The 23,886-nt window shown below is 65.0% G+C and carries 22 protein-coding genes and 1 riboswitch; of the genes, 9 read left to right on the top strand and 13 right to left on the bottom strand.

Annotated elements, in window-relative coordinates; all coding sequences use genetic code 11:
- Nucleotides 1-201: 201 nt before the first annotated feature.
- Nucleotides 202-1,410: a TrmJ/YjtD family RNA methyltransferase gene (locus tag IVA87_RS17920; protein WP_247334469.1), complete on the bottom strand. Its 1,209-nt coding sequence runs from the start codon at nt 1,408-1,410 to the stop codon at nt 202-204.
- A gap of 336 nt (nt 1,411-1,746) precedes the next feature.
- Here IVA87_RS17920 and IVA87_RS17915 point away from each other — a divergent pair, with 336 nt between their 5' ends.
- Complete coding sequence (locus tag IVA87_RS17915; protein ID WP_247280674.1) at nt 1,747-2,961, top strand: NADP-dependent isocitrate dehydrogenase; 1,215 nt, start codon at nt 1,747-1,749, stop codon at nt 2,959-2,961.
- 181 nt (nt 2,962-3,142) lie between these two features.
- On the opposite strand, the gene alaS is transcribed toward IVA87_RS17915, so the two are convergent.
- The gene (gene alaS / locus IVA87_RS17910; RefSeq protein WP_247296535.1) at nt 3,143-5,821 is read right to left on the bottom strand and encodes an alanine--tRNA ligase; all 2,679 of its coding nucleotides are present in this window, start codon (nt 5,819-5,821) and stop codon (nt 3,143-3,145) included.
- Nucleotides 5,822-6,056: 235 nt separating this feature from the next.
- Nucleotides 6,057-6,147, top strand: a riboswitch (glycine riboswitch).
- 146 nt (nt 6,148-6,293) lie between these two features.
- Here alaS and gcvT point away from each other — a divergent pair.
- From gcvT to gcvP, 3 genes are all read left to right on the top strand, one after another.
- Nucleotides 6,294-7,442, top strand: coding sequence for a glycine cleavage system aminomethyltransferase GcvT (gcvT, locus tag IVA87_RS17905; RefSeq protein ID WP_247334468.1), 1,149 nt, complete (start codon nt 6,294-6,296; stop codon nt 7,440-7,442).
- Between the two features lie 10 nt (nt 7,443-7,452).
- Nucleotides 7,453-7,821, top strand: a complete 369-nt coding sequence (gene gcvH / locus IVA87_RS17900; protein ID WP_247334467.1) for a glycine cleavage system protein GcvH — start codon at nt 7,453-7,455, stop codon at nt 7,819-7,821.
- A gap of 174 nt (nt 7,822-7,995) precedes the next feature.
- Entirely contained in the window at nt 7,996-10,863 is a 2,868-nt protein-coding gene (gene gcvP / locus IVA87_RS17895) for an aminomethyl-transferring glycine dehydrogenase (RefSeq protein ID WP_247296530.1), read from the top strand.
- A gap of 147 nt (nt 10,864-11,010) precedes the next feature.
- Here the strand turns inward: gcvP and IVA87_RS17890 are convergent, their stop codons facing one another.
- The 4 genes from IVA87_RS17890 to IVA87_RS17875 form a co-directional block, all read right to left on the bottom strand.
- The gene (locus IVA87_RS17890) at nt 11,011-11,388 is read right to left on the bottom strand and encodes a hypothetical protein (RefSeq protein WP_247334465.1); all 378 of its coding nucleotides are present in this window, start codon (nt 11,386-11,388) and stop codon (nt 11,011-11,013) included.
- A 3-nt stretch (nt 11,389-11,391) separates the two neighbouring features.
- Nucleotides 11,392-12,378: a hypothetical protein gene (locus tag IVA87_RS17885; RefSeq protein WP_247296526.1), complete on the bottom strand. Its 987-nt coding sequence runs from the start codon at nt 12,376-12,378 to the stop codon at nt 11,392-11,394.
- A 103-nt stretch (nt 12,379-12,481) separates the two neighbouring features.
- On the bottom strand, nt 12,482-13,570 hold the full coding sequence (recA, locus tag IVA87_RS17880) for a recombinase RecA (protein ID WP_247280668.1): 1,089 nt from the start codon (nt 13,568-13,570) through the stop codon (nt 12,482-12,484).
- Between the two features lie 1,337 nt (nt 13,571-14,907).
- The gene (locus IVA87_RS17875; protein ID WP_247296524.1) at nt 14,908-15,165 is read right to left on the bottom strand and encodes a DUF2798 domain-containing protein; all 258 of its coding nucleotides are present in this window, start codon (nt 15,163-15,165) and stop codon (nt 14,908-14,910) included.
- Nucleotides 15,166-15,702: 537 nt separating this feature from the next.
- Here IVA87_RS17875 and IVA87_RS17870 point away from each other — a divergent pair.
- Nucleotides 15,703-15,948, top strand: coding sequence for a hypothetical protein (locus IVA87_RS17870; protein WP_247280664.1), 246 nt, complete (start codon nt 15,703-15,705; stop codon nt 15,946-15,948).
- On the opposite strand, the gene IVA87_RS17865 is transcribed toward IVA87_RS17870, so the two are convergent.
- Together IVA87_RS17865 and IVA87_RS17860 are read right to left on the bottom strand one after the other, a co-directional pair.
- Nucleotides 15,945-16,199 carry a hypothetical protein gene (locus IVA87_RS17865; protein WP_247280663.1) on the bottom strand — a complete coding sequence of 85 codons (255 nt, stop codon included), beginning with the start codon at nt 16,197-16,199 and terminating at the stop codon, nt 15,945-15,947. The two genes, IVA87_RS17870 and IVA87_RS17865, sit on opposite strands and share 4 nt — an antisense overlap.
- A gap of 107 nt (nt 16,200-16,306) precedes the next feature.
- A complete protein-coding gene (locus IVA87_RS17860) occupies nt 16,307-16,600 on the bottom strand; it encodes a hypothetical protein (protein WP_247296522.1) in 294 nt (97 codons plus the stop codon).
- 370 nt (nt 16,601-16,970) lie between these two features.
- Between IVA87_RS17860 and IVA87_RS17855 the strand changes: the two genes are divergently transcribed.
- Entirely contained in the window at nt 16,971-17,435 is a 465-nt protein-coding gene (locus IVA87_RS17855; RefSeq protein ID WP_247296521.1) for a PaaI family thioesterase, read from the top strand.
- Between the two features lie 45 nt (nt 17,436-17,480).
- Here the strand turns inward: IVA87_RS17855 and IVA87_RS17850 are convergent, their stop codons facing one another.
- Both IVA87_RS17850 and IVA87_RS17845 read right to left on the bottom strand, forming a co-directional pair.
- Nucleotides 17,481-19,475 carry a pyrroloquinoline quinone-dependent dehydrogenase gene (locus IVA87_RS17850; protein ID WP_247296703.1) on the bottom strand — a complete coding sequence of 665 codons (1,995 nt, stop codon included), beginning with the start codon at nt 19,473-19,475 and terminating at the stop codon, nt 17,481-17,483.
- Between the two features lie 55 nt (nt 19,476-19,530).
- The gene (locus tag IVA87_RS17845; RefSeq protein WP_247296518.1) at nt 19,531-19,755 is read right to left on the bottom strand and encodes a hypothetical protein; all 225 of its coding nucleotides are present in this window, start codon (nt 19,753-19,755) and stop codon (nt 19,531-19,533) included.
- Between the two features lie 153 nt (nt 19,756-19,908).
- Here IVA87_RS17845 and IVA87_RS17840 point away from each other — a divergent pair, with 153 nt between their 5' ends.
- Together IVA87_RS17840 and IVA87_RS17835 are read left to right on the top strand one after the other, a co-directional pair.
- On the top strand, nt 19,909-20,313 hold the full coding sequence (locus IVA87_RS17840) for a hypothetical protein (RefSeq protein WP_247296516.1): 405 nt from the start codon (nt 19,909-19,911) through the stop codon (nt 20,311-20,313).
- 109 nt (nt 20,314-20,422) lie between these two features.
- Nucleotides 20,423-20,755, top strand: coding sequence for a hypothetical protein (locus IVA87_RS17835; protein ID WP_247280659.1), 333 nt, complete (start codon nt 20,423-20,425; stop codon nt 20,753-20,755).
- A gap of 56 nt (nt 20,756-20,811) precedes the next feature.
- Here the strand turns inward: IVA87_RS17835 and IVA87_RS17830 are convergent, their stop codons facing one another.
- Nucleotides 20,812-21,279: a YeeE/YedE family protein gene (locus IVA87_RS17830; protein ID WP_247334464.1), complete on the bottom strand. Its 468-nt coding sequence runs from the start codon at nt 21,277-21,279 to the stop codon at nt 20,812-20,814.
- 5 nt (nt 21,280-21,284) lie between these two features.
- Complete coding sequence (locus IVA87_RS17825) at nt 21,285-21,713, bottom strand: YeeE/YedE family protein (RefSeq protein ID WP_247296508.1); 429 nt, start codon at nt 21,711-21,713, stop codon at nt 21,285-21,287.
- 185 nt (nt 21,714-21,898) lie between these two features.
- Between IVA87_RS17825 and IVA87_RS17820 the strand changes: the two genes are divergently transcribed.
- A complete protein-coding gene (locus IVA87_RS17820) occupies nt 21,899-23,068 on the top strand; it encodes a GNAT family N-acetyltransferase (protein ID WP_247334463.1) in 1,170 nt (389 codons plus the stop codon).
- A 7-nt stretch (nt 23,069-23,075) separates the two neighbouring features.
- Here the strand turns inward: IVA87_RS17820 and IVA87_RS17815 are convergent, their stop codons facing one another.
- Nucleotides 23,076-23,741: a DsbA family oxidoreductase gene (locus IVA87_RS17815; RefSeq protein WP_247296502.1), complete on the bottom strand. Its 666-nt coding sequence runs from the start codon at nt 23,739-23,741 to the stop codon at nt 23,076-23,078.
- Nucleotides 23,742-23,886: the final 145 nt, after the last annotated feature.

Genomic DNA, 23,886 nt, shown 5'->3' with positions numbered 1-23,886 from the left:
AATGAGGCTAGCGCTTCACACCGGCGCCTCGCCTCGTGACGGCAAAGTCCGAGAACTGCCCGACCGCCCGCTCGTCGATGATGTCCCTCCCCGCGCGTTCTCCAGCGTCTGCGACAAGAGCAACGTTATCGCGAAGACACTGCTCGACGAAGGCAGCCAATAGTCTTCATTCGACGGTGGCACCCAGTCTGAGGTTACCTGCTACGAAGCGCTCGATCCTTCCGACATCATTCCCTGCAGCCGCACCAGCTCCGCCTCCATATCACGCTCCACATCGGCCGCCCGGATCTCCAGCACGCGATAATCCCGCGCCTCGAGCCAAGCCCGCCGCGACGCGCGATCTGCCGCGATGGCTTCCCCCTCGCCCGCGTTGACGAGCTCGATCGCGATCCGGTGCGGGAACGAGACGAAGTCGGGAATGTGCCGCCCCACCGGGGTCTGGCGCTTGAACTGGCCGGCGAAGCGGCGGTCGCGGGTCAGCGCCTGCCACAGCAGGCGCTCGGCGTCGGTCGGGTTGCGGCGGAGCAGGCGCGCGAGCCCGCGCACAGTCGAGCCGCTGTCAGGCACGCTGCCGCCCTGCCCGTGCTCGGCCAAGACCGCGCGCAGGCGCGTCGCCTGCTCGCCGTCGAGCACGCCGCCCTTGGCCGGGCCCTTGCGGCCTTCCGCGATCGCCATCACCACGCCGTGCAGCGTGTGCATGTCCTGCTTGGTCGGCTCCATCCGGGTGAAGATGTTGCGCAGATTCACCAGCATGGTGTCGCGCTTCTCGGCCGGGCGCAGGAATTCGACCTTGTCGAGCTCGCGCACGAGGTTGTCGAAGAAGGCCTGCATCTGGTGCTGCGAGGCGCGCTCGGAGCGCTCGGGCATGCCGTGCGGCAGTTCGCCTGACGTGGCGCGCTTGAACCATTCATAGCCGACCAGCAGCACGGCCTGGGCGAGGTTGAGCGAGGCAAAGCCAGGATTGACCGGGAAGGTGATGATACGGTTGGCGAGCCCGACCTCCTCGTTGGTGAGGCCCCAGCGCTCCCGGCCGAACAGGATACCAGCCTTGCCCCCTGTGGCGATGTGACCCGAGATCTCGGCCGCTGCCGCCTCCGGCCCGACCACCGGCTTGGCCTGGTCGTGGGCGCGCGCCGTGGTGGCGAACAACAGATCGAGATCGGCGACGGCCTCTTCCACCGTCGCAAACAGTTTGGCCTTTTCCAGAATGTGGTCGGCGCCGGCCGCGGCGCGCTGCGCGGCGATGTTGGGCCAGCCGTCGCGGGGATTGACGATGCGCAAGGCGGCAAGCGCAAAATTGCCCATGGCGCGCGCGGCCATGCCGATGTTTTCCCCGAGCTGCGGCTCGACCAGGATCACGATGGGGCCGTCGAGGGAAAGCCCCGCTTTGCTCTTGTCAGTCCCCGACATCTCACTTCGCTTTCACGCTGTCTCTCAAGGCCTTGCAGAGGCCGCTTCAGGAGTTGATTCAGGCCGGCCCAGCGGACCGGCCGCATCGCCGCTTGTCGTTTGCCTGTCCTGACAGAATTCTCAAGGGAAATAACGGGTTGGATTCGACTTTTGAATCTCGCCTGGAACGTCAGTCCCCGCCCGGCCGGGAGCCGGCTGCCGCTTCCCATCTGCGGAAGCTGGATGGGCTAAAAGTGCATAATCCCTTGGCTTTCGCCCGCCGCGCGGCGGTGCTAAGAGGCGCCGGATATACCCGTGGCGCGCCCAAAGCGCCGTTTCCAAGAGGCTTCCCCGATCATGGCAAAAATCAAGGTATCCAATCCCGTCGTCGAACTCGATGGCGACGAGATGACCCGGATCATCTGGCAGTACATCAAGGACAAGCTGATCAACCCGTTCCTTGACGTCGAGCTGCTCTATTTCGACCTGGGGATGGAATACCGCGACCACACCAACGATCAGGTCACCATCGACGCCGCCGAGGCGATCAAGAAGGTCGGCGTCGGCGTCAAATGCGCCACCATCACCCCTGATGAAGCCCGGGTGAAGGAGTTCAATCTCAAGCAGATGTGGAAGTCGCCGAACGGCACCATCCGCAACATCCTCGGCGGCGTGATCTTCCGCGAGCCGATCATCTGCAAGAACGTGCCGCGTCTCGTTCCCGGCTGGACCAAGCCGATCATCATCGGCCGCCACGCCTATGGCGATCAGTACCGCGCCACGGACATCAAGTTCCCGGGCAAGGGCACCCTCTCGCTGAAGTTCGTCGGCGAGGACGGTACCGTGATCGAGAAGGAAGTGTTCAAGGCACCGGGCGCCGGCGTCGCCATGGAGATGTACAATCTCGACGACTCCATCATCGACTTCGCCCGCGCCTCCTTCAATTACGGCCTGCTGCGCGGCTACCCCGTCTATCTGTCGACCAAGAACACCATTCTGAAAGTCTATGACGGCCGCTTCAAAGACATCTTCCAGGACATCTTCGACCGCGAGTTCAAGAAGGAATTCGACGCCAAGGGCCTGACCTACGAGCACCGCCTGATCGACGACATGGTGGCCTCGGCGCTGAAATGGTCCGGCGGCTATGTCTGGGCCTGTAAGAATTACGATGGCGACGTGCAGTCCGACACGGTTGCGCAGGGCTACGGCTCGCTCGGCCTGATGACCTCGGTGCTGCTCACCCCCGACGGCAAGACGGTGGAAGCCGAAGCCGCCCACGGCACGGTGACCCGCCACTACCGCGAGCACCAGAAGGGCAAGGAGACCTCGACCAATTCCATCGCCTCGATCTTCGCCTGGACGCGCGGCCTGTCGCATCGCGCCAAGCTCGACAACAATGCCGAGCTCGCCAAGTTCGCGAACACACTGGAGAAGGTCTGCGTCGACACCGTCGAAGCCGGCTACATGACCAAGGATCTCGCGCTCTTGGTCGGCGCCGACCAGCGCTGGCTCTCGACCACCGGCTTCCTCGACAAGGTCGCCGAGAACCTCACGAAGGCGCTGGCAGCGTAAGCCGGCGTCTCGCCTCAACCGTCATTGCGAGCGAAGCGAAGCGATCCAGACTGTCTCCACGGCGGACACTGGATTGCTTCGTCGCATCAGCGCAAATTTGCTCTGCAATTTTGTCGCGAGCTCCTCGCAACGACGAGACCTGTGCCCGAGGAAGCATCATGCGGGGGGGGGACACGGGGTTTTAAGCGCCTGCCATCGCCTTTTCGATCGCCGAGAGCGCCGCGGCCGCATTGGCGCCGTCAGGGCCGCCGGCCTGCGCCATGTCGGGCCGGCCGCCGCCGCCCTTGCCACCGAGCGCTTCGGACGCGATGCGCACCAAGTTCACGGCGTTGAAGCGCGCGGTCAGATCCTGTGTCACGCCGACCACGACACCGGCCTTGCCGTCCTCGGTGACGCCGACGATAGCGACGACGCCGGAGCCGATCTGCTTCTTGCCGTCGTCGGCAAGGCTCTTGAGATCCTTCATCTCGATGCCCTCGACCGCGCGCGCCATCAGCTTGACGTCGCCGACCTCGCGCACGCCCGCCGCCGCGCCGTTGCTCGATGACGCGCCGCCGCCCATCGCGAGCTTCTTGCGTGCGTCGGAGAGCTCGCGCTCGAGCTTCTTGCGTTCCTCCATCAGCGCGGCGATGCGCGCCGGCACGTCGTCGATGGAGGTGCGCAGCTCGTTCGCCGCAATCTTCGCCAGCGCCATGGTGTCATTGGCGTGCTTGCGCGCATAATTGCCGGTCAGCGCCTCGATGCGGCGCACGCCTGAGGCGACCGCGCTCTCGCTCGTGAGCGTGATCAGACCGATGTCGCCGGTCCGCTTCACATGCGTGCCGCCGCAGAGCTCGACCGACCAGCCGAGCGTGTTGGCGCCGCGCTCGCGTGCGGTCCTGCCCATCGAGACGACGCGGACCTCGTCGCCATATTTCTCGCCGAACAGGGCGCGCGCCCCCGCCTCACGGGCTTCATCGACGCCCATGATACGCGTGGTGACCTCGTCGTTCTCCAGCACCACGTCGTTGGCGATGTCCTCGACGCGGGCGAGTTCCTCCGCCGTGATCGGCTTCGGATGCACGAAGTCGAAGCGCAGCCGGTCGGGCGCGACCATCGAGCCGCGCTGAGCGATGTGGTCGCCGAGCACCTGGCGCAGCGCCTCGTGGAGGAGGTGCGTCGCCGAGTGGTGGGCGCGGATCGACGCACGACGCGAATGATCCACCTCGAGCTGGAGCGCGGTGCCGAGCTTCACTTCGCCGCTCTCGACCGTGCCGATATGGACGAAGAGATCGCCGAGCTTCTTCTGCGTGTCGGTGATGCGGACCTTGATGCCGCCCTCGCCGAGCAGCACGCCGGTGTCGCCGACCTGGCCGCCGGATTCCGCATAGAACGGTGTCTGGTTCAGCACGATCGCGCCGGTCTCGCCGGCCTTGAGGCTGCCCGCCTCCTTGCCGTCCTTGACCAGCGCGGAAACCACGCCTTCGGCGCTCTCGGTCTCGTAGCCGAGGAATTCGGTCGCACCCAGCTTCTCACGCAGCGGGAACCAGATCGCTTCGGAAGCCGCCTCGCCAGAACCCTTCCAGGACTCGCGCGCCTTGGCCTTCTGACGCTCCATCGCATCAGAGAACGCCGCCTGGTCGACGCCGATACCGCGCGACTTCAGCGCGTCCTGCGTCAGGTCCAGCGGGAAGCCGTAGGTATCGTACAGCGTGAAGGCGACGTCGCCGTCGAACATGTCGCCCTTCTTCAAGGACGCGCTCTTCTCATCGAGGATGGCAAGTCCGCGCGACAGCGTCTTGCGGAAGCGGGTCTCTTCCAGCCGCAGCGTCTCCTCGATCAGCTTCTCTGCGCGGACCAGTTCCGGAAGGGCCTGGCCCATCTCGCGCACCAGCGCCCAGACCAGGCGATGCATTAGCGGTTCTTTCGCGCCCAAAAGCTGGGCATGGCGCATCGCGCGGCGCATGATCCGGCGCAGCACATAGCCGCGGCCCTCGTTCGAGGGCAGCACGCCGTCGGAGATGAGGAAGGCCGAGGAGCGCAGATGGTCGGCGATGACCCGGAACGAGGCGACGGTCTGCTCGTTCGGCCCGCTGCCGAGTGCGGACGCCGCCGCGTCGATCAAATTGCGGAACAGGTCGGTCTCGAACACGCTCTCGACGCCCTGGAGAATGCAGGCCATGCGCTCCAGGCCCATGCCGGTGTCGATCGAGGGACGCGGCAAGCCCACGCGCTCCTCCTTCGTCACCTGCTCGTACTGCATGAAGACGAGATTCCAGAATTCGAGGAAGCGGTCGCCGTCCTCCTCGGGCGAGCCCGGAGGCCCGCCCCAGATGTGCTCGCCGCGGTCGATGAAGATCTCCGAGCACGGGCCGCACGGGCCGGTGTCGCCCATCGCCCAGAAATTGTCCGAAGTCGGAATCCGGATGATGCGGTCGTCGGAGAAGTCGGCGATCTTCTTCCACAGGCCCGCCGCCTCGTCGTCGGTGTGGTAGACCGTGACGAGCAGCTTGTCCTTCTTCAGCCCGAACTCGCTGGTGATCAGTTTCCAGGCGAGCTCGATCGCGCGCTCCTTGAAATAGTCGCCGAACGAGAAGTTGCCGAGCATCTCGAAGAAGGTGAGATGGCGCGCGGTGTAGCCGACATTGTCGAGGTCGTTGTGCTTGCCGCCGGCGCGCACGCATTTCTGCGAGGTGGTGGCGCGCTGATAGGGCCGCTTCTCGACGCCGGTGAAGACGTTCTTGAACTGCACCATGCCGGCATTGGTGAACATCAAGGTCGGATCGTTGCGCGGCACGAGTGGCGAGGACGGCACAATCTCGTGGCCGTTCTCGGCAAAGAAGTTCAAAAAGGTCGACCTGATCTCGTTGACGCCGCTCATGTTCATCCAATCGGGTATGCTTGGGCCCGCTTCTCGCCATCCAAACAGACGCTAAAGGCTGATATCTGCGGGCCAAAGCGCTTTTAGACAAGGCCAGCTTCGCTGTCCAGAAACTGTGCAAGGAGATGTGCAAGCAGATCAGTAGGTTGCCGCGGTCGCGCAATCCCGGTTGAAAGCCGATGCCGGCCGCGTTGACAGGCTTGGCCAGGCTGTGGTCTTTACATATCTCTATCGTACGGCCACGTCGGGAGAGACCGGCTTTAGGCAGCCGGCGCCGAAGGAGCAACCGCCCCGGAAACTCTCAGGCAAAAGGACCGCGTGGCTTTGACGACATCTGGAAAGAGGCGCCGACGGGGTTAAGACCCGGACAGCGTCCGCCGACGGGATAATACTCTCAGGCACAGCGACAGATGGGGCTTCGATGGGTTGCTGCCGGGGAATCGTCCCCGGGGAACCGCCGAGGGCCCCTGTAATGCCTGCACCCGACGACCACGATTCCCTCCGACACACCCCGCTCCACGCCCTGCATGTGTCCCTGGGCGGCAAGATGGTGCCGTTCGCGGGCTATGACATGCCCGTGCAGTACCCCGCGGGCGTGCTGAAGGAGCATCTCCACACCCGCGCCTCCGCGGGCCTGTTCGACGTCTCCCACATGGGACAGATCGCGCTCCGGCCGAAATCCGGCAAGGTCGAGGACGCCGCCCGCGCGCTGGAGCGGCTGGTGCCGCAGGATATCCTGGCGATTGCACCGGGACGGCAGCGCTACGCCCAGTTCACCAATGCGGATGGCGGCATCCTTGACGATCTGATGGTTGCCAATTTCGGCGACCACCTGTTCCTGGTCGTCAACGCCGCCTGCAAGGACGCGGACGAGGCGCATCTGCGCGCGCATCTCTCCGACGACTGCGTGATCGATCCGCTGGACGGCCGCGCGCTGATCGCGCTCCAGGGCCCGAAGGCGGAAACGGCGCTGGCGAAATGGTGTGCAGAGGCGCCGTCCATGAAATTCATGGATGCCGGCCCGCGCGAGGTCGCCGACCTCCCCTGTTTCGTCTCGCGCTCGGGCTATACCGGCGAGGACGGGTTCGAGATTTCCGTGCCCGCTGGCGATGCCGAGCGCCTCGCCAAGACGCTGCTCGAAAACCCGGACGTGCTGCCGATCGGGCTCGGGGCCCGCGACAGCCTGCGGCTGGAGGCCGGGCTCTGTCTCTACGGCCACGACATCGACACCACGACCACGCCGGTCGAAGCCGCGCTGGAATGGTCGGTGCAGAAGAGCCGCCGCAGCGGTGGGACGCGCGCCGGCGGCTTCCCCGGCGCCGAGAAGATTCTCGCCCATTTCGACCAGGGTGCATCCCGCCGCCGCGTCGGCCTGCGCACTGAGGGACGCGCGCCGGTGCGGGAGGGCGCGCTGCTGTTTGCGGATGCGACGGCGGGCGAGCCGATCGGCAAGGTTACATCGGGCGGCTTCGGCCCGAGCCTGAATGCGCCGGTGGCGATGGGCTATGTGCCCACGAGCCAGAGCGCGCTCGGCACCAAGCTGTTCGCCGAGGTGCGCGGCCAGCGCCTAGCCGTCGAGGTCGCCGCCATGCCCTTCGTGAAAAACACCTACAAACGCTGAGGATTCGACCATGACCACGACGCTGTACACCTCCGACCACGAATGGCTCGCCATCGAGGGCGACATCGCCACCGTCGGGATCACCGATTACGCGCAGCAGCAGCTCGGCGACGTCGTGTTCGTCGAGCTGCCCAAGATCGGCCGCGTGCTGAAGAAGGCAGAAGCCGCCGCGGTCGTGGAATCCGTCAAGGCCGCCTCTGACGTCTACGCGCCCGTTACGGGCGAGGTGCTCGAGACCAATCCCGCACTCGCGGCCGAGCCCGCGCTGGTGAACACGGATGCGCAGGGCGCGGCCTGGTTCTTCAAGATCAAGATTGCCGACAGAAACGAGCTCGGCGGCCTCATGGATGACGCTGCGTACAAAGCGCATACGGCGTGAGATGAAGCAAGTAGCCGCCTCACACTCACTGTCATGCCTCGCGAAGGCGGGACATCCAGTCGACGCAGCCGCTTCGGCTAGAGCCGAGGGGCCACGGCGTACTGGATCGTCCGCCCCTGTGCGCAAGTGCGCACAAGACGGACGATGACAGCAACTCCTAGCGAGGACCCTATGATGACCGCGCACCGCAAATCCAACGGCGACACCGCCGCCAACTTCGTTCGCCGCCACATTGGCCCCTCGACGCGCGACGTCACCGCAATGCTCGAGGCCGTCAGCGCCAAAAGCGTTGATGCGCTGATGGGGGAGACGCTGCCGGCCTCGATCCGGCAGGCCGCCCCGCTCGATCTCGGCAAAGCCTTGAGCGAAACCGAGGCGATCGCGCATATGGGCGAGCTCGCGCGGCAGAACAAGGTCTTCACCTCGCTGATCGGCCAGGGCTATTCCGGCACGATCCTGCCCGCGGTGATCCAGCGCAACATCCTGGAGAATCCGGCCTGGTACACGGCGTATACGCCCTACCAGCCCGAAATCAGCCAGGGCCGGCTCGAGGCGCTGCTCAATTTCCAGACCATGATCTGCGACCTCACCGGGCTCGACGTTGCCAACGCCTCGCTGCTCGACGAGGCGACCGCGGCGGCCGAAGCCATGGCGCTCGCCGAGCGGCACTCACAGGTGAAGGCAAAAGCCTTCTTCGTCGACAAGGACGTGCATCCGCAGACGCTCGCGGTGATGCGCACCCGCGCCGAGCCGCTCGGCTGGAGCCTGATCGTCGGCGATCCCCTCACCGATCTCGCTAAGAGTGACGTGCTAGGTGCGCTGCTGCAATATCCGGGCTCGTCGGGCGCGGTGCGGGACCTGCGTCCCGCGATCGCGACACTGCGCGCCAAGGGCGCGCTCGCGATCGTCGCCGCCGATCTGCTGGCACTGACGCTGCTCGCCTCGCCCGGCGAGCTAGGGGCCGACATCGCGATCGGCTCGGCGCAGCGCTTTGGCGTGCCGATGGGCTATGGCGGACCGCATGCGGCCTATATGGCGGTGCGCGACGCGCTGAAGCGCTCGCTGCCCGGCCGCATCGTCGGCCTCTCCGTGGATTCGCGCGGGATGCCGGCCTATCGCCTCGCCCTCCAGACCCGCGAGCAGCACATCCGCCGCGAGAAGGCGACCTCCAACATCTGCACCGCGCAGGTGCTCCTCGCCGTGATCGCCTCGATGTACGCGGTCTATCACGGCCCCGAGGGCCTGACGCAGATCGCGCAAGATGTGCATCGCCGCGCGACCGTGCTCGCCACCGGCCTGCGCAGGCTCGGCTTTGCGCTCCAGTCGGAGACCTTCTTCGACACGCTCAGCGTCGATGCTGGCGCCAAGCGTGCCGAGATCATTGCGCGCGCGACCGCCGAGACAATCAATCTCGGCATCAGTGAAACCGCGCTTCGCATTGCGCTCGACGAGACCACGACGCCTGCAACGGTGGAAGCGGTTTGGCGCGCCTTCGGCGGCACACTTGCCTATGCCGAGATCGACGCCGAGACGCGCGAGGCGCTGCCGGACGACTTGAAGCGCACGACCGCTTTCCTCACCCATCCGGTGTTCCATGCGCATCGCTCGGAGACCGAGATGCTGCGCTACATGCGCAAGCTCAGTGATCGCGACCTCGCGCTCGACCGCGCGATGATTCCGCTGGGATCCTGCACCATGAAGCTGAACGCGACCACCGAGATGATGCCGCTGACCTGGCCGGAGTTTGCGACGCTGCACCCGTTCGCCCCGCGCGAGCAGGCCGCCGGCTATCACGCGCTGTTCGCGCGGCTTGAAAAGTGGCTGTGCGACATCACCGGCTATGATGCGATCTCACTGCAGCCGAATTCCGGCGCGCAAGGCGAATATGCCGGGCTGCTCGCGATCCGCGGCTATCATGCCGCGCGCGGACAGAGCCACCGCAAGATCTGCCTGATCCCCTCCTCCGCTCATGGCACCAACCCGGCCTCGGCCGCGATGGTCGGCATGGACGTGGTGGTGGTCGCCTGCGAGAAGAACGGCGACGTCGACGTTGGTGATCTCCGCGCCAAGGCCGAGAAACATTCGAACGACCTCGCCGCTGTGATGATCACCTATCCCTCGACGCATGGCGTGTTCGAAGAGCACATCCGCGAGATTTGTGACATCGTCCATGGCCATGGCGGCCAGGTGTATCTCGACGGCGCCAACCTCAACGCGCAGGTCGGGCTGTCACGGCCCGGCGATTACGGCGCCGATGTCAGCCACCTCAACCTGCACAAGACCTTCTGCATCCCGCATGGCGGCGGCGGCCCCGGCATGGGCCCGATCGGCGTAAGAGCACATCTCGCCCCGTTCCTGCCCGGCCATCCCGCGACCAAGGCGGATGCACCGGTCGGCCCGGTGTCGGCCGCGCCGTTCGGCTCGGCCTCGATCCTCACGATCTCCTACATCTATATCTTGATGATGGGCGGCGAAGGGTTGAAGCGCGCGACCGAGATTGCGATCCTCAACGCCAATTACATCGCGGCAAGGCTCGATCCGCACTTCCCGGTGCTCTACAAGAACGCCAAGGGCCGTGTCGCGCATGAGTGCATCGTCGATCCCCGGCCGCTAAAGACGACCTCAGGCGTCACCGTCGACGACATCGCAAAACGCCTGATCGATTATGGCTTCCACGCGCCGACCATGAGCTTCCCGGTGCCGGGCACACTGATGATCGAGCCGACCGAGTCGGAATCGAAGGCGGAGCTGGACCGCTTCTGCGACGCCATGATCGCGATCCGGAAGGAGATCGCCGAGGTCGAAGCCGGCCGCTTCAAGATCGAGGCCTCGCCGCTGCGCCACGCCCCGCACACCGTGCACGATATCGCCGATGATGCATGGAATCGCGCCTACACCCGCAGCGAGGGCTGCTTCCCCGCGGGCACCTCGCGCAGCGACAAGTACTGGAGCCCGGTGGGGCGCGTCGACAACGTCTATGGCGACCGTAACCTCGTATGCTCCTGCCCGCCGGTGAGCGATTACGCGGAAGCCGCGGAGTAGCGGCTTACGGCGCGATCAACGAACGGGCATCGGCGTCCCAACGCCAGAGCCGTTCGTTGGTCAGCTCGGTACCACCCCACCAACGTGTGAGCGGGTTGTGGCGCCACAAATCGTCTTCGCGGGCTACAAGTGAACGCCCGAGCTCTGTCAGCGTGACCTTCCACTCGCTCTCGCCGCGGTACTGCCGCTCTCATCGCCGCAACGGTCAAGCAGCCACAGCAAAATCAACTGCGCATTCGGCTCAGGTCCTGTCCATAATTCGACCGATTCGCATTCCGCCATCAGCTCGATCAATCCACGCCCCGTCATCCCCGAGTTTTCAAGACGCCAGGATGGTGTGTCGTCCAGCCAATGGAGGCTATGCGGCTGCGTTGTGCGTGGCGCAAAGAACGCCTCGAGTTCGGCATCCGACGGCAGCGGTCCCCAGACCAGCCGACGCTCGATCGCAATGACGAGATCGGCGAGACCGGCGCGTTGTATCCCGCCGGCAGTGGACGAGTCTGTTGTCACAATGAACCGCGTCATGCCTCAGGGCCTCGTCAAACCAGGGCCGTACCGCCACAGCCGGTCGTTGGTCAGATGCGTGCCGCCCCACCAGCGATCGATCGGATTGTGGCGGCTGAAATCATCCTGATGGGCCAGGACGGCTTTACCGAATTCGGTCAGCGAAAGGCGGCTGCGCAGATAGACTTTATGCCGAGCCCTCAAATTCTTAAGGTCGATTGTGCGCAGTTCCTCGCCCAAACCGGCCACTGCGGGATTGGGGCCGAGCGCCCGCCCCTCGAGCAACCAAGCCAACTCGGTCTCTCCGAACACGAACGTGCGCCGATGCGAGCGCAGGTGAAACAACGAATTCGTGTTCGCAAACCCTCTGGAAAGAAGTTCCAGAAATCGCATCTCCGTCGCACCAAGCCCTGTCGAGGGTGACGGCAGTTCTGGCAGCAGATTGAGCAAAGCCGGCCTCAGCATCGGTAATGCACTGAGGTCGCTGTGGAGGAGATTGACGCAGCTTTCCGGTGTCGGTTCGCAATAGGCCCGCCACGCCGCCTCGGCGGTCCCGAATTCCCTGGCAGAGACATTAAAGGCGGGAATATGCGACGCAGACTTTCGCAGGTTTTCGCCCCTCATCGCGATCAGATCGTCCACCACAAGGCGCACTTTGAGTTTTTGCGCCGGCCAGGAATGAGATCTGAGGTGATCGAGCAGCCAAATAAGTTGCAACTGATCCTCGGGATTTGGATCGAACCAGAGTTCGATCGCATCGTAAGGTTCGCAGAAATCGACAAGCGACAGATCTTTGCGACGACTCATGGCGCGAGGCCAATGGATGCCCCAGTCCGACCAGTGATCACCCGGCCCAAGACTCTCCGAACGTGCCGCAAAATAGGCCGCACGCATTTCAGGTGGAGGCACGGGTCCCCACTGAAAGCGAAACGAGAACATTATGACGAATTCGGCCAGTCTCGATCTTGCGAGAGCAAAGCCCGACGAACTGGTCAGGACCAGACGCTTCATCACACTACCGATCACGACAACGCAAAACGAAACGGGCGCTGACGACGTCGGCAACTCAACGTCCTCAGCGCCCGCTCCTCGCGAAAATTCTTCGCGGTAAGTCTTACTCCTCCGTCGGCTCCTCGCCGTCGGCGTCGCGCTCGGGGGTGCCGGCGAGAATCTGCTCGGCGATCAGGCCGGAGTTCTGGCGGATCGAGGTCTCGATCTTGGCGGTGATGTCGGGATTGGCCTTCAGGAACGCCTTGGCGTTCTCGCGGCCCTGGCCGAGGCGCTGGCTGTCATAGGAGAACCAGGCGCCGGATTTTTCGACGATGCCGGCCTTGACGCCGAGATCGAGGATCTCGCCCATCTTGGAGACGCCCTCGCCGTACATGATGTCGAACTCGACCTGCTTGAACGGCGGCGCCAGCTTGTTCTTCACCACCTTGACGCGGGTGGTGTTCCCGACGACTTCGTCGCGCTCCTTGATAGCGCCGATGCGGCGGATGTCGAGGCGGACGGAGGCGTAGAACTTCAGCGCGTTGCCGCCGGTCGTGGTCTCGGGCGAACCGTACATCACACCGATCTTCATGCGGATCTGGTTGATGAAGATCACCATGGTATTGGACTTGTTGATGGAGGCCGTGAGCTTGCGCAGCGCTTGGCTCATCAGGCGGGCCTGCAAACCCGGCAGCGCATCGCCCATCTCGCCCTCAAGCTCGGCCTTCGGCACCAGCGCTGCGACCGAATCGATCACCAACACATCGACCGCGCCGGAGCGCACCAAAGTATCGCAGATCTCCAGCGCCTGCTCGCCGGTGTCGGGCTGCGAGATCAGGAGCTCATCGATGTTGACGCCCAGCTTGCGGGCATAGACCGGGTCGAGCGCGTGCTCGGCGTCGATGAAGGCACAGATGCCGCCCTTCTTCTGCGCTTCCGCCACCGTATGCAGCGCCAGCGTGGTTTTGCCCGAGGATTCCGGCCCGTAGATCTCGACGATGCGCCCCTTGGGCAGGCCGCCGATGCCGAGCGCGATATCGAGCCCGAGCGAGCCCGATGACACCGCCTCGATGTCCATGGACCGGTCGTTCTTGCCGAGCTTCATCACCGAGCCCTTGCCGAACTGACGCTCGATCTGGGAGAGCGCGGCGGCCAGAGCTTTACTCTTGTCCATGGAAGATCCTTCGACGATACGCAAGGCAGTGGCGGACATTGGGTCGTGCTCCTTATGGCGAGGATTCGCTAGGGGGACAAACGATTGAGATGCGGGCCGGCAATAACAGCAATGTACCCCATTTGTTCTAGGTTCGCAATATGTTCTTTCCGAGAGTCCCTAATTCACTCACCGCCTGAATCGAAAAGGGGCCGCCTTTCAGCGACCCCTTGCCGGTTACAATCTCGTTTCGGGATGAAATGCCAGCCCCGACGGGAGCCATCGTACCGGTACCCCGATGCCAAGTGGATTCCGGGCAACTACCGTTCGTATCACTGTCCTATCTGCCCAGGATCTCTCGCTTAGCCGTCACAATCCTTAATCCTGAGGCACCGAACCTTTTCGCGGTCTATGGCCTTCTTCGGGAGGAGACTGCACCTCCGGAGCCTCTGCCATGACTGAAGACGCACACCGAGACGTCATCGGGCGCAATCCACTCCTGAGGCCGCGCAGGAGGAGAGATGATCAAGTTCGAGCGCAAGGAGAACGCGTTCCGCAAGAAGGACCGCGACGAGCGCGCCGCCGAGCTGCGGCTGCCCTGGGACGAGGTCAAGCTCCACTAGCGCTCGCCAGGGCCCGCTGCGCACGGCTGCCGTGAACCCGAGGGAACCAACATCGCGCGTCGGGGTGCGCTTCTCGCTCGATTAAGGTGTCACGATACCTCCGGTAAGTCATTGATGGAATGACGAAATCATCCCAGAGCCTACTGTGCATGGGGTTGTTTTTCCATTTTTGAAAGACAAAGCGCCGGTTCATCATCGGCAAACCGCGACGATACGGACCCCGGTCGCTCCCGCACCTGCGCTTGCGCTGCCTTACAGCACCGCCAGCAGCACGAGGCTGATCACCAGCACGACGAAGCCAGCCGCCGTCGCGGCGGCGAATGACCGCTCTACGTTATCCATGATGCCACCCCGTTGCCGCCGCGCCACGTTCCCCCATGGCCGCGCCGGACGGTGTGGAATCTTGCCGACCCGTGTGTCGCCAGTTGTGCGGCCGGATGTCGAAATTGGGACGGGCGCGGGGCCAGTCTGCGGCCTCGCGACCGCGACTTTCACTGACACCCGTCAGGCGCGTGTCAGCCTGATCGCCTATTCTCGTCGTGCTCGGTGGACCAACACTGGGCCTCCATACCCAGCCGACGACCCCGCTCCCCCGAGCGGGGTTTTCTGTTTGCGGCCCATGGACGAAGGCGATTGCCGACGCGGCTTCGATTTGGCCCTGTCAGGCTGTCGTAAGCCGAACCGGCTAGGGTCGCTTGGCTATGGTGTTGCAGCCCAGCACCTCAGCCTCCAATAACTTTCTCCCCGCTTGGCTCTCCCCAGGCGGGGTTTTTTTCATGCCTGCCGGCCGGGTCGCAGGTCCTTCTCCTCGCGCGTCAGCCGCAGCGAGACGGCGCGGATCGCGGGCGCAGCCAGCAGCACGATCGGCAGCATCGCGGCCCATGCGATCAGCCACGAAACCATCCAGTGCCCGAGGAAGGCCATCGCGCTCCCCGCGGGAACGCTGGCGATGCCGGCCGCGATCAGCGAGGTCAGTCCGGACTGGATGATGCCGAAGACGAAATGGGAGTAGCGGCGGGGAATGCCGAGCATGAGGCGCCCATGGTTTGCCTGCCGTCATGAGGCCAAGCAAGGCACATGCCGTCGGCGCGATGGACTCCGTGGTTCTCCGACCATGAACAGAGTTCCCTTCCCGCGCGCGAGGCCACGATGGGTTTACCGGCAGATTTTGCTTGTCCCCCGGAATATGACGGCGCCCAACATGCTGCAGGCATGGAAAGTGAGTCGTGGGAGGTGACCATGAATCACAGGGGTGTCGAATTCACCGTCGCCAGGACGGCAATTCCCGGAATCTGGCACTGGCGATTCCGCATCGGTGAGCAGATCAAGATCGGCCGAACCTCGATTTGTTGGCGATTCGACGGGTGCAGCTGCGCATCGACCGCGAGCTCAAGGCGATCGAGCGCAAGACGGCCTGAGCAAGACCGCCGGTGAGATCAAGCGGCTAGTGCGGCGCCTCGCCAGGGGCGTATCCCGTAGCCGCCCGGAATTGATCTGATCGGGGTTTGGGATTGCACTGCGCGCCCGTGGCCTTGGGGGTTGGGCCGTCACGCGTGATCGGTGCCAGCCATGCCGCTCTACTTCTTTCGAATCCGGAACGGCCGTTATTCCGGCTGCGCGGACCAGGCGAGCGAATTTGCCGATCGCGACTCGGCCTGGAAGGAGATGACCAGCGTCTGCGCCGACATGGCCGCCGGGATCGCCCGCAAGCTCCAGGAAAATTCCGAATGGCACATGGAGCTGCTGGACGAGGCCAAGGAGCCGGTATTCCGGATCCGCATCGTCGCAGAAACGCTCGAAAAGGTGAGACCCTAATCCGCGCTGGGCAGCCGCCGCATGGTGAATTCGATGTCGCCGCCGGGCAATTCGCGCCAGCTCTCGACCGCGCTCATATAGCCCGCCTTGGGGTAGCGGGCGAAGAAGGCCTCCGCCCTCGCCCGTGCCGCTGCGCGTGGCAGCGTGAAGGTCTCGCGCAGATAGCCGTCGCCGGTCGCGTGGTCCGGCTTGCCGCCCATCTTGCGCCGGCGCGCCATCCGTTCGGCGAGATCCCGCGGACGATCGGCCATGTCCCGCCCTCCTCTACGCAAATACGCTCTTGCGAGATGTAAGAGGCCTGTGGGGCAAAGAGGAGTCCCCGGCCGGAGGCGTCCACCGCCTCCGATCGGCGGAAAGGTCAATTGGCAGCCGTGCCGGATTTCTTCTTCGGCGCACTGGTCGCGGCCGATGCCTTCGGCGCCGCCGACTGCTTCGGCGGATCGGAGCGCATGCCGCCCCAGGGATCGTTGGAGGCCTTGGAGTCCGGAATCTTCTTCAGCGTTTCCTTGTAGGCCTTTTCACGTTCGGCTTCCGCAGCCTTCTCCTCGGGGCTCTTGCTCGGACCGTCCTGCAGCAAATTGAGATTGGGCATTTGCGCATAGGCCGGTCCCGCCAGCACGGCCAGCACCGCGGCCATACGGAAAAGCTTCATCATTCGCTCCTTGATCATCCACGAAGCGCGGATCGCCCGCGCCTTGTCGTCCTTGTGGCGGCCGACCGCAAGCTCAGGGCCGCATAGCCGCTAGATCCGGTCCGATCTGCATGATTTCGGCGCATGTAGCCAGTCGTCCCAGATCGGGCCGCATCTGGTGCAGCCGTTCAGCGCAAGGGCGAGCGCGGCCAGACAAAAGACCAGGACACATCGACGCAACATCATCCACCCTACCCAAGCAAGGCCATCATATCGGGCAAAGTCGGGCATTTTCAAGCCGACGCGGCCGGCAGCAGACCGGGTGACTTTGCCGCGCCGATGCGCGCAGAATGAGACCAAACATCCGGCAACAATGGAGGGAACGACAGCAATGCAAACGCAGCCAGACGTCGAGTTCGGCATCACCGATGCGCAACGCATCCTCGGCGAGGTCTTTGCACCCTGGGTCCAGGATCTCGACCTCTCGGTCGAGCGCATCGAGCACGCACAGCCAGCGAATGCGCCGGACTGGCAGCCGGGCGCGCTCTTGCGCATGCCGTTCTCGGAACGGCTGTGCCGGAACGGCGGCGTGGTCTGCGGCCAGGCGCTGATGGCGCTCGCCGACACCGCGATGGTGATCGCGATCCTCGCCGCCAATCGCGGCTATCGTCCGATGACCACGGTCGACCAAACCACGCATTTCATGCGCGCAGCCTCCTCGTCGGACGTGCTGGCGGACGCGCGCGTGGTGCGGCTCGGCCGCACCATGAGCTTCGGCCGCGTCACGCTGCTCTCGGCCTCCGACAACAAGCCGGTTGCGATGGTGTCGAGCGCGTTCGCGATGCTGCCGGGGTGAGCACGCGCGATGTGAACGATCGTTCGCATCGCCTCCATAACACGATCATGATCGCGTGACACGACGGCGGTGGCGCCAGCGCAGGCCCGTGATCACAAGCGCGACGACCGCGAGCGCGATGGCTGAGAACGCCGCAAGAAAACGTCCACCGGGACGATCGACGGTGCGTGACCACAACGATGGCCCCTCGCCCGGCCGCGCCAGACGAAACGCAACGACGCTGTCGCCGATCGACGTGCCTGCCTCGGAGTGGCCGCCGGCGCCGATCGCGACATATTGCTCCCCCTGCCAGAGATAGGTCATGGGGTTGGCGACGCCCGGGACGGGCAACCGGCCCTGCCATAGCTCCCTGCCGCTCTGCGCATCGAATGCGCGCAAATAGGCGTCCATCGCTCCGGTGAAGACGAGCCCGCCTGCGGTGACCGCGAGCCCGTTGACGAGCGGCGCGCCCCAGGGCAGCGGCACGCCGAGCGGCGCAAGATCCTCGGTGGTGCCGACCGTCGAGCGCCAGAGGATTTTTCCGGCCTTCAGATCAACCGCGACCATCTCGCCCCATGGCGGCTTGTTGCAGAGCAGGCCGAGCGGCGACGTCACCATGGCGCGCGTCATCGCGAACGGCGTGCCACGCTGCTGGCCGAAATCGTGACCGGGCGGCGGATTGAACCCGACGGCGTCCGCGCGCGGAATCAGCTTGATGAGATGAACGGCGCGGCTGGTGTTGGCGTAGAGGACCTGGCTGACCGGATCGAAGGCCGCACTGCCCCAGTTCACCCCGCCACCGGTGAACGGAAACAACAGCGTGCCCTGCACGGAAGGCGGCGTGAACAGGCCCTCATTGTGAGCCTCCGCGAATTGGCGCTCGCAGGACGAGCGACGCAGTGCAGGTATTAGCGAGAGCGCATCGTCGGTCGAGATCGTCTGCGACGTTAGTGGCGGTACATGCGTCGGGAATGGCTGCGTTGGTGATAGCGCTTCACCTTCCGCGCCGCCCTGCGGCACGGCGCGCTCCTCGACGGGCCACACCGGCTTGCCGGTGTCGCGATCGAGCACGAAGACGAAACCCAGCTTGGTCGGCTGGATCACGACGTCGCGCTCGCCATCACCAATGTCGAGGCGCGCCAGCGTCGGTTGCGCCGGCAGATCGTAGTCCCAGACGTCGTGATGCACGGTCTGAAAGGCCCATACGAGCTCGCCGGTCTCAATCTGCAGCGCGACTACCGAATTGGCGTGCTCGTTATTGCCCGGCCGCCTACCGCCCCAGAAATCCGGCGAGGGCGACGACGTCGGCAGGAACACGAATCCGCGCCTGTCGTCGACCGACATCGGCGCCCAGACATTGGCGTGACCGGCTTCGATGCCATCGCGCTTGAGCGGCTCGAAGGTCCAGCGTGGCTGGCCGGTTCGCGCATCGAACGCACGCACCTGGCCGCTCGGCGCGTCGACGCGGCGGTTGTCACCGATTGCAGACCCGACCACGACGACACCGCGGCCGACCGCCGGCGGCGAGGTGATCTGGAATTCGCCCGGCCATTCCAGGGTCATTCCGATATCGAGCTTGATCTGCCCGCCATTGCCAAAACCGGCACAGGGAACGCCTGTCTTCGCATCGAGCGCGATCAGGCGGACGTCGTTCGTGCCCATGAAGATGCGCGCGCGGCAGGCAGCATCCGGCGGCGCCGTGTCGTCGACCCAATAGGTGACGCCGCGGCAGACATAGCGATTGGCCGGCCGCTGGTTGATCGCGATCTTCGGATCGTAACGCCATTTCTGCACGCCGGTGCCGGGATCGAGCGCGATGACCTCGTTGAAGGGCGTGCAGAAGATCAGGCTGTCTTCAACGAACAGCGGCGTCGCCTGGAATTTGGTTCGCCGCATCAGCTCGGGCGCGCGTGCTGTGAGATCGCCCGTGTGATATTCGAAGGCGCGGACGAGTTGGCCGATATTGCCGGGCGAAATCTCCCGCAATGGCGAGAAGCGCGAGCCGCCGGGATCGCCGCCCCAGCTCTCCCAGGCGAAGCATGGCGGCACGGCAAGCAGCAGGAGCGTAACGAATGCGACCGCAGCGCGCAGGTGGATCCGCAACGCCCGCCCCGTTCTATTTCGGCTTCTTGGTGGGCTCGCCAGGGCGGGCCCCGCCCCACGGATCGTACTTTTCCTTGGGCTCGGGAATGCGCTCGAGCGCAGCCTTGTAGGCCTTTTCGTCGATCTTGGGTTTGGTGTCAGCCGGCTTTGCACCCTCACTGGGCTGGCGCCGGCCCTGCGCCTCCGCCGATCCAGCCGCCAGCGCCAGCACCGCGGCCGCGATGACCAAAATCCTCATCCGTGCAATCCCCCTGATGTGGGATACAAACTAGCCCGCAATCCCGTATTCGCAAATGCCCCGGTTTCCGCGTCTTCAGCAAATTTTGAACGGAGCGGACTTCGCCGGATCGCATTCGTGCCTATCTGTTGGCCCGCAGGGGACCTTCAAGGGATGTTGCGGATCATTGCTCATGCGGCGCTGCTCGCCGGCGCGCTCGCGCTCGGTGCCTGTGGCTTTGCCGACAGCCGCGCGCCGGTGCCGGAGTTCATGCGCATGAAGGAGGCCGAGCAGCCGCCGCCCGAGCCGCCCCCGGACGTCAAGCGCCTGGTGCGCGAGCAGATCGACGTCGTCTTCCTCGCCACCTCCTATCCGCGCGAGGTGCACGTCGCCCCGCCTCATCGCGAGCTGCGAGGGCCGGGCTGGACGGCCTGCGTCCGCGCGCAGCTCACCTCCGCGACCGGCACGCCGCTTGGCGCCCAGACCTACATCGTGACCATCAACGCCGGAAAGGTCGTCGACCGCCGGCGGGCGGACGCCGACGACATCTGCGGGACCGAGACTTACGAGCCGATCTAGGAACAAATCGCTGTAACGAAGCTGCGGTTCCGGGAAAAACCAGCATCGCGGACGGGAACGATCACCGCCTCCCCTTCTTGTTACCGCCGAGGGCAGTTTCGAGGAGGACATGATGAGGATGTTGACTATTGCGCTGTTGGCGGGTGTCGGTGCTTTGGCAGCCGCATCGGGTGCGAAGGCTTCCGATATCTATACGAGCAGCGAGTACACCAATCCGGATCTCGTCCAGCAGGTACGACTTGTCTGTGACGACGCTGGCCGCTGCTATCGGACGCGCGGCGGTTCGCGCGTGATCGTGCGGGATTCCTATAACTACATGCCGCGCGAGCGCTATTACGAGCGTCGGACCTATCATCGCGATTGGGATGACGGACCGCGCGCCGGCGTCGGCATTCGCGCACCTGGCGTCAGCGTCGGCGTCGGTGTCGACGACCGCTGGTAATCCATGAACGCTTGATGGCCGGGACCGGACGAGACGACTCGCCCGGTCCCTTCATATCAGGTTTCGTGCGGATCGGCCGGCGTCATGACGCGCGCCCTCGATGGCAAATGCGCGGTGAACGGCGCAAGCAACATGCCGGCAAACATCGCCGCGGCGAAAATGAGGGCGGAGCTCGAGCCAAATCCGAGCGCCGTCAGCGCCGGTCCCGGGCAGAACCCCGCCAATCCCCAGCCAATGCCGAAGATCGCCGGACCAACCACTATTCTCCGATCGACGTCTGCTCGCGTGGGAAGATAAAATCGCTCGGCGAAAAATGGACGTCCCAGCCTCAGGACGCGATTGAAGCCGACGAAAGTCACGGCCACAGCGCCGGCCATCACGAACGCGAGGCTCGGATCCCACGTCCCTGCCGGGATGCCGGCGGCATCGAGGAAATTCAAGACCTTTGCTGGATTCGACATTCCGGAGACGATGAGGCCGACGCCGAAGATCAGGCCGATCGCGAACTGAACGAAAATTGCCATCGCCGTCAGCTCCCGTGCCGCATCACGAAGACGGTCGCCATGCCTGCCGCCATGAAGATGATGGTCGCGACCAGCGAGCGCACCGACAGCCGCGACAGGCCGCAGACGCCATGGCCGGACGTGCAACCGCTGCCCCACACTGCGCCAAATCCCGTCAGTAATCCCGCAACGATCAGCACCGGCGTTCCCGCCAGTATAGTCTGCTCGGGCAGGCCTCCGGTGGTGAATCGAACCAGCACAGGCGCGAGGATGAGACCCGCGACGAAGGCGAGCCGGCCGGGGAATTCGCGATCCTCATAAGGCGGGAACAGCCGCGCCGCGATGCCGCTGACGCCGGCGATTCGTCCCGTCGCCCACATTAGAAGCACCGCGGACATTCCGATCAGCGCCCCGCCCAGAAGCGAAGCCAGCGGCGTGAAAGGTGTGGCGATCATCTTAATCCCTCCGGTCGAGCACCCCTCGCCCATCCGCTACAACCGGCGCAGTGCCGCCGGAATGTCAACGAGACGTTAACACGACCGCTCGAATTGACGCAGCATCCCAACGGTATCTTTCCAATCGTTGCGCTAAGCATGGCCGTAACGCGGCCTTGGCCTGCGTGAACGGGGAACGACGGGACGTGGTCGACATCGCGCAGCAGGCAGCGGTCAAGCCGGCATCGGCAAGGGATGCTGTGGCCGCGCGCGCGCTCGTTCCGCTCACCTCCATTGACCCCGGTCAATGGCGCGCGCTCGCGCAGCGGGCGGTCGAGCCGAACGGCTACTACTTGCCCGGCTGGGAGCTTGCCGTCAGCGCAACCGCGCGCGGCCGCAGCTCGGCCTCGGCACTGCCCGCATTCGACGGATCTTCGGCGCGGCTGATCGGACTGATGCCGGTGATCTCGCTCTGGCGCGCCTGGAAGATTCCCCTGCCCGCGCTGGTGAGCGCGCATCCCTATGGCACGCTGTGTAGCCCGCTGATCGACCGCGACGCCCCGATCGAGGCCGCTATGCGTCTGTTGCAGCAGGCGCGCGAGGCGGGAGCCCATGCGCTGGTGCTGAATGACGTTGCGCTCGATGGCGCTGCGATGATCACCCTCAATCAGGTTCTCAATCGCGACGGCCTGAGACCGCGCGTGCTCAGCTCCTACATCCGTGCCAGCCTCGATGCGACGCAAGACGGCGATGCGCTGCTGCGCGAAGCGCTCGGCGCCAGGAAGCTCAAGGAGCTGCGGCGCCAGCGCCATCGGCTCGAAGAAAACGGCGCGGTCGTGTTCGAGGTCGCGCGAGGGCGCGACGAGATCGGGCCCGCGCTGGAAACGTTCCTGCAGCTCGAGGCCAGCGGCTGGAAGGGCAAGCGCGGCACCGCGCTGATCCAGCATGCGGGCGATGCGACCTTCATCCGCCGCGCCGTCGCGGCGCTGGCGGAAACCGCGCAATGCGAGATCATCACGCTGCGCGCCGGCACGACACCGGTCGCCGCCGGCGTCGTGCTGCGCCATCAGGACCGCGCCTTCTTCTTCAAGCTCGGCATCGACGAGCGCTTTGCAAGATATTCGCCGGGCGTGCAGCTCACGCTCGACCTCACTCGCCATCTCTGCGCTGATCCGGCCATTGCCAGCGCGGATTCGATGGCCAGCGCCAACCACCCCATGATCAACCCGATCTGGCGCGGGCGCTTCGCAATCGGCGACGTGCTGGTCCCGCTGCGGCGGAATGATCCGGTCGTCGCGCTCATTCATGCCGCGCTGGCCGGCCTCAACGTCGCGCACCAGGCCGCGCGAGGCGTGGTCCATCGGCTCCGCAAATAAGAGAAAGCTACTCCGCCGCCTGCGCGTTGACCTCCGCCGAGACCTGGCGGATGGCGCGCGCGAGCAGGTTCGGATCCTGCGCGCCGGAGACGGCGTATTTCTGTGCGAACACATAGGTCGGCACGCCGGAGATGCCTTTCTCGGCGGCCTCCTGTGCGTCCGCCGAAACGCGCGCGACATCCTCGTCGGTGGCAAGGCGCTTGCGCACGTCGTCGGCATCGAGGCCAACATCGGCGGCCGCCTGCACCAGCACGTTGACGTCGGTGAGGTCGCCGCCGTCGCGGAAATAGAGCTCCATCAGGCGCTGCTTCATCTCGGGCGCCTTGCCGATCGCCTCGGCCCAGAGGATCAGGCGATGGCAATCGGTCGTGTTGGGCTGACGCGCCACGAGCTCAGGCCGGTAGACGAGCCCCTCCTCGCTTGCGGCCGCGACGACGCGCCCGGCAATGCCCTTATAGGCCTCGACCGAGCCAAACTTCTGGGTGAGATAGTCCTCGCGGCTGATGCCCTCGCGCGGCACCCAGGGATTGAGGAAGAAGGGCCGGAAGTTGAGCTTGACCGGAACATCAGGCACGAGCGCCAACGCGCTCTCGATGCGGTGTTTGCCGATATAGCACCAGGGGCACACCACGTCGGAGACGACGTCGATCTGGAGCGGTTTCAGCGTGCTCATGGCGGCGCTTCCTTCGGGCAGTCTACGGGTCCATCGGAAGATAAGCCGAACCAGAGGCCGCGCAAGGCGCCCGTCCCGCATGGCTCACGACTTCACCTCTGCGGTTATTGTAGGAAACGCAACCCGCCCCGATACTCGCTGCACG

The organism is Bradyrhizobium sp. 147 (assembly GCF_023073935.1).
In the GTDB taxonomy this organism is placed as follows: domain Bacteria; phylum Pseudomonadota; class Alphaproteobacteria; order Rhizobiales; family Xanthobacteraceae; genus Bradyrhizobium.
The sequence above is the reverse complement of the archived record's forward strand: the minus strand, read 5'-3'. Positions and strand labels throughout refer to the sequence as shown.